This window comes from Streptomyces sp. NRRL B-24572, from assembly GCF_002156145.1.
Taxonomy (GTDB): domain Bacteria; phylum Actinomycetota; class Actinomycetes; order Streptomycetales; family Streptomycetaceae; genus Streptomyces; species Streptomyces vietnamensis.
This window is the reverse complement of sequence record NZ_MWIG01000561.1, coordinates 1-4,394: the sequence shown is the minus strand read 5'-3', so window position 1 is coordinate 4,394 and position 4,394 is coordinate 1. Positions and strand designations below refer to the sequence as shown.

Below are 4,394 nucleotides of genomic sequence, written 5' to 3'. Positions count from 1 at the left end.
CGCCGTCCAGCTCGGCAAGGCGGCCGGCGCCACCGTCATCGGCGTCGTCGGCGGCCCGGAGAAGGCCGCCGCCGCCCGCGCCCTCGGCTGCGACCTGGTGATCGACCGCCGCTCCGAGGACGTCGTCGCCGCCGTCAAGGCCGCCACCGGCGGCCGGGGCGCCGACGTGATCTACGACCCCGTCGGCGGCGAGGCCTATCAGCAGTCCGCCAAGTGCGTCGCCTTCGAGGGCCGGATCGTGATCGTCGGCTTCGCGAGCGGCACCGTCCCCGCTCCCGCCCTCAACCACGCCCTGGTGAAGAACTACTCGATCCTCGGCCTCCACTGGGGCCTGTACGCGGCGAAGGACCCGGCCTCGATCGCCCGCTGCCACGAGACCCTGACCGCCTACGCGTCGAAGGGCCTCATCAAGCCCCTCATCGGCGAGCGCGTCCCCTTCGCCGGCGCGGCGGACGCCGTCCAGCGCGTCGCCGACGGCACCACCACCGGCCGCCTGGTCGTCCTCCCGGAAGGAGCCCACGCATGACCGACGCCGAGGAACTCCGGTTCCGCGTCCGGCAGTTGCTCGCCGAGCATCCGCCGGCCACGACCGACCGCACCGACTTCCTGAAGGCCCGCTTCGACGCCGGACTCGCCTGGGTGCACTATCCCGTGGGCCTCGGCGGACTCGACGCGCCCCGCGCCCTCCAGGCCGTCGTCGACGCCGAACTCGCCGCCGCGAACGCCCCCGACAACGACCCGCGCCGGATCGGCATCGGCCTCGGCATGGCCGCCCCCACCCTCCTCGCGTACGGCTCCGAAGAGGTCAAGTCCCGCTTCCTGCGGCCCCTCTGGGTCGGCGAGGAGGTCTGGTGCCAGCTCTTCAGCGAGCCCGGCGCCGGCTCCGACCTCGCCGCGCTCGGCACCCGCGCCGTACGGGACGGCGACGACTGGGTGATCGACGGGCAGAAGGTGTGGACCTCCAGCGCCCACATCGCCCGCTGGGCCATCCTCATCGCCCGCACCGACCCGGACGCGCCCAAGCACCGGGGCATCACCTACTTCGTCTGCGACATGACCGACCCCGGAGTGGAGGTCAGGCCGCTGCGCCAGATCACCGGCGAGGCCGAGTTCAACGAGGTCTTCCTCACCGGCGTCCGCATCCCCGACGCCCACCGCCTCGGCGAGGTCGGCGACGGCTGGCGGGTCGCCCAGACCACCCTCATGAACGAGCGGGTCTCCATCGGCGGCGCCCGCATCCCCCGCGAGGGCGGCATGATCGGGAAGCTCGCCACGACCTGGCGCGAGCGCCCCGAACTGCGCACCCACGAGCTGCACCGGCGCCTCCTCGACCTCTGGGTCGACGCCGAGGTCGCCAGGCTCACCGGCGAACGCCTCCGCCAGCAGCTCGTCGCCGGACAGCCGGGACCCGAGGGCAGCGCGATGAAGCTCGGCTTCGCCCGGCTCAACCAGGCCATCAGCGGCCTTGAGGTCGAACTCCTCGGCGACGAGGGCCTGTTGTACGGGGAGTGGGAGATGCGACGCCCCGAGCTCGTCGACTTCACCGGACGCGACGCCGGCTACCGCTATCTCCGCTCCAAGGGCAACTCGATCGAGGGCGGGACCAGCGAGGTGCTCCTCAACATCGTCGCCGAGCGGGTCCTCGGCCTGCCGCCGGAGCCCCGCAACGACAAGGACGTCGCCTGGAAGGACCTCGCGCGATGACTGATCTTCTGTACTCCGAGACCGAGGACGACCTGCGGGCGACGGTGCGCGCCCTGCTGGCCGACCGGGCCGGCCACCAGACCCTGCTCGACCGGATCGAGACGGACGATCCGTACGTCCCCGGCCTCTGGAAGTCCCTCGCGGGCGACATCGGAGCCGCCGGGCTCCTCGTCCCCGAGAAGCTCGGCGGCCAGGGCGCGAGCCACCGCGAGGCCGCCGTGGTCCTGGAGGAGCTGGGCCGCGCGGTGACCCCGCTGCCGTACCTCACGAGCGCGGTGGTGGCCACGGAGACGCTGCTCGGCCTGGCGGGGGAGAGCGGCGGCCCGGCCGTCGAGCTCCTGGCGGAGCTCGCGAGCGGCCGGACGGTCGCGGTCCTCGCCGTACCGCTGTCGACCGCGCCGGACGCGGAGCCGTTCCCGCCCGGAGCGCCGGAGGCGGGACCGTCCCCGTCCGCCGCATCCGGCGCCGGGCCGCTGCCCGCCTCCACGGTCGCGGGCGTCGCCGACGCCGTCGCCGCCGACGTCCTCCTCGTCCCGCGCGCCGACGGTCTGTACGCCGTACCGGCCGAGGAGGCGACCGTCGAGCCGCAGACCCCGCTCGACCTCACCCGCCCGCTCGCCCGCGTCATCACGCGGCCCGGGGCCGGCACGCGACTCGCCGACGGCGACGCGGCCCGCACGGCCGTCCGGCGCGGACTGCTCGCCGGGGCGGGACTGCTCGCCTCCGAGCAGCTCGGGCTCGCCGAGCGGTGCCTGGAGGAGACCGTCCGGTACACCCGCGAGCGCCACCAGTTCAACCGGCCCGTCGGCTCCTTCCAGGCCCTGAAGCACCGCATGGCCCAGCTCTGGCTGGACGTCGTCGGGGCCAGGGCCGCGGCCCGCGCCGCCGCCGACGCCCTCGCCACCGGCAGCCCGGACGCCCCGCTCACCGTGGCGGTCGCCCAGGCCTACTGCTCCAAGGTCGCGGTCCGCGCCGCCGAGGAGTGCGTGCAGCTGCACGGCGGCATCGGCATGACCTGGGAGCACCCGGCGCACCTGGCGCTGAAGCGGGCCAAGTCCGACCAGATCGCGCTGGGTTCGGCGGGCCGGCACCAGGACGCGATCGCCGCGCTGATGGACCTCCCGGCGCCTGCGTGACGGAGCGGCGGCCCCTGGGCAAGGGGCCGCCGCGTCCTGTCGAACCGTCGGCGCGACCGTACGTACGGTCGAAGGGAAGGAGCGCCTGCCCGCCGCGCCCTGGCCGAATCTCACCCGTATGGCCGCCCCGCCATACGCCCGGACGGACCGCGCGTTCCGCCACACTGTCCGCCGAACGCCGCAATTCCCATGCGGCGACGGAGGGACGTGAGAGCGATGGCCGTTTCCATTTCTGTCGTGGTGCTGCTGCTGGTACTGGCCGTGATCTTCGTGCGGAACAGCGGCCTGAAGTTCACGCACGCCCTCGTCTGCGCCCTGCTCGGCTTCTTCCTCGCCGGCACCAGCATGGCGCCCACCATCCACAACGGCGTCGCCGCCACCGCCAACGTGGTCTCCAGCCTCAAGCCCTGACCCCCCTGCCGGGGTCCGGATATCCACACCCCCGATCCGGGGGCGACCACGATCGACCCTCCCTGCCCTGCCCGCCGAGGATGAGGGCATGGCTGAGACGACGACGAACACACGCACCGAGACCGCCGCCCGCGCCGAGGACCTGCACCGCTCCTACGGGCGCGGCCCCGCCACCGCGCACGCGCTGCGCGGAGTGTCGGTGGCCCTCGAACCCGGCACCCTCACCGCCGTGATGGGCCCGTCCGGATCCGGGAAGACCACCCTGCTGCACTGCCTCGCCGGAATGGACCGCCCCACCCGCGGCACCGTCCGGTGGGGCGACACCGAGGTGACCGGCCTGCCGGAACGGAAGCTGGCCGAGCTCCGGCGCACCCGGATCGGCTTCGTCTTCCAGGCGTTCAACCTGATGCCCGCGATGACCGTCGCCCAGAACGTCGAGCTCCCCGGCCGACTCGCCGGCATCCGGCCGGACCGCGACCGCGTCCTCGAAGCGCTCGACCGGGTCGGCCTGGCCGGACGCGAACGACACCGGCCCGGACAGCTCTCCGGCGGCCAGCAGCAGCGCGTGGCCATCGCCCGCGCGCTCGTCTCCCGACCGAGCGTGCTCTTCGCCGACGAACCGACCGGCGCGCTCGACCGGGCCACCGGCCACGAGGTCCTCGCCCTGCTGCGCTCCCAGGTCGACCGGTACGGCCAGACCTGCATGATGGTCACCCACGACCCCGTCGCCGCCGGATACGCGGACCGGGTCCTGCTCCTCGCCGACGGCCTCGTCGTGGACGAACTGGACCGTCCCACCGCCGCCGAGGTCGCGGCGCGCCTCGGCCGGCTCGGCGGATGAGCGCCGTTCCCTCCCTCGCCCCCGGGTTCCGCCTCGTCGACCAATTACGAGGGCGCCCCCGCCACCGCGCGGCCGGTCCACGGCAAGGGTCCCGTCCAGCACCCGTACCTCGCCCCCAACGGCCGCAGCGGCATGCACGCCGACGCCGCCGGCAGCGCCACCTACCCCTGGTCCGGGCCGCTCGGGCGCGACCCGGAGGTCACCAGTGAGAAGATCGCCGCCCTCGGCGGCGAGTGCGCCACCGTCACCTTCGACGCCGCCGGCCGCCTGGTCACCGTCTGCGGCACCTTCAGCGGCTTCCT

5 protein-coding genes and 1 pseudogene are annotated in these 4,394 nt (G+C 74.3%); all 6 read left to right on the top strand.

Annotated features, from left to right (window positions below):
* Window positions 1-526, top strand: a 526-nt coding sequence (locus CCN56_RS29910; RefSeq protein WP_143664662.1) for a zinc-binding dehydrogenase, incomplete at its 5' end; no start/stop codon positions are given.
* Window positions 523-1,704 (top strand): acyl-CoA dehydrogenase family protein, encoded by a 1,182-nt coding sequence (locus CCN56_RS29905; protein WP_086831068.1) that lies wholly within the window; start codon window positions 523-525, stop codon window positions 1,702-1,704. The genes CCN56_RS29910 and CCN56_RS29905, both read left to right, overlap by 4 nt.
* A complete protein-coding gene (locus CCN56_RS29900; RefSeq protein ID WP_086831067.1) occupies window positions 1,701-2,840 on the top strand; it encodes an acyl-CoA dehydrogenase family protein in 1,140 nt (379 codons plus the stop codon). The genes CCN56_RS29905 and CCN56_RS29900 overlap by 4 nt, the downstream gene beginning before the upstream one ends.
* Before the next feature lie 216 nt (window positions 2,841-3,056).
* The gene (locus CCN56_RS29895; protein ID WP_086831066.1) at window positions 3,057-3,251 is read left to right on the top strand and encodes a hypothetical protein; all 195 of its coding nucleotides are present in this window, start codon (window positions 3,057-3,059) and stop codon (window positions 3,249-3,251) included.
* An 88-nt stretch (window positions 3,252-3,339) separates the two neighbouring features.
* Complete coding sequence (locus CCN56_RS29890; protein WP_086831065.1) at window positions 3,340-4,092, top strand: ABC transporter ATP-binding protein; 753 nt, start codon at window positions 3,340-3,342, stop codon at window positions 4,090-4,092.
* Window positions 4,089-4,394 (top strand): annotated as a pseudogene (locus CCN56_RS45035) (hypothetical protein); the annotation flags it as partial. The gene CCN56_RS29890 and the pseudogene CCN56_RS45035, both read left to right, overlap by 4 nt.

Bases quoted from the DNA above. Each gene is read 5' to 3' on its own strand.
- CCN56_RS29905 (WP_086831068.1), top strand. From the start codon at position 523: ATGACCGACGCCGAGGAACTCCGGTTCCGCGTCCGGCAGTTGCTCGCC.
- CCN56_RS29900 (WP_086831067.1), top strand. From the start codon at position 1,701: ATGACTGATCTTCTGTACTCCGAGACCGAGGACGACCTGCGGGCGACG.
- CCN56_RS29895 (WP_086831066.1), top strand. From the start codon at position 3,057: ATGGCCGTTTCCATTTCTGTCGTGGTGCTGCTGCTGGTACTGGCCGTG.
- CCN56_RS29890 (WP_086831065.1), top strand. From the start codon at position 3,340: ATGGCTGAGACGACGACGAACACACGCACCGAGACCGCCGCCCGCGCC.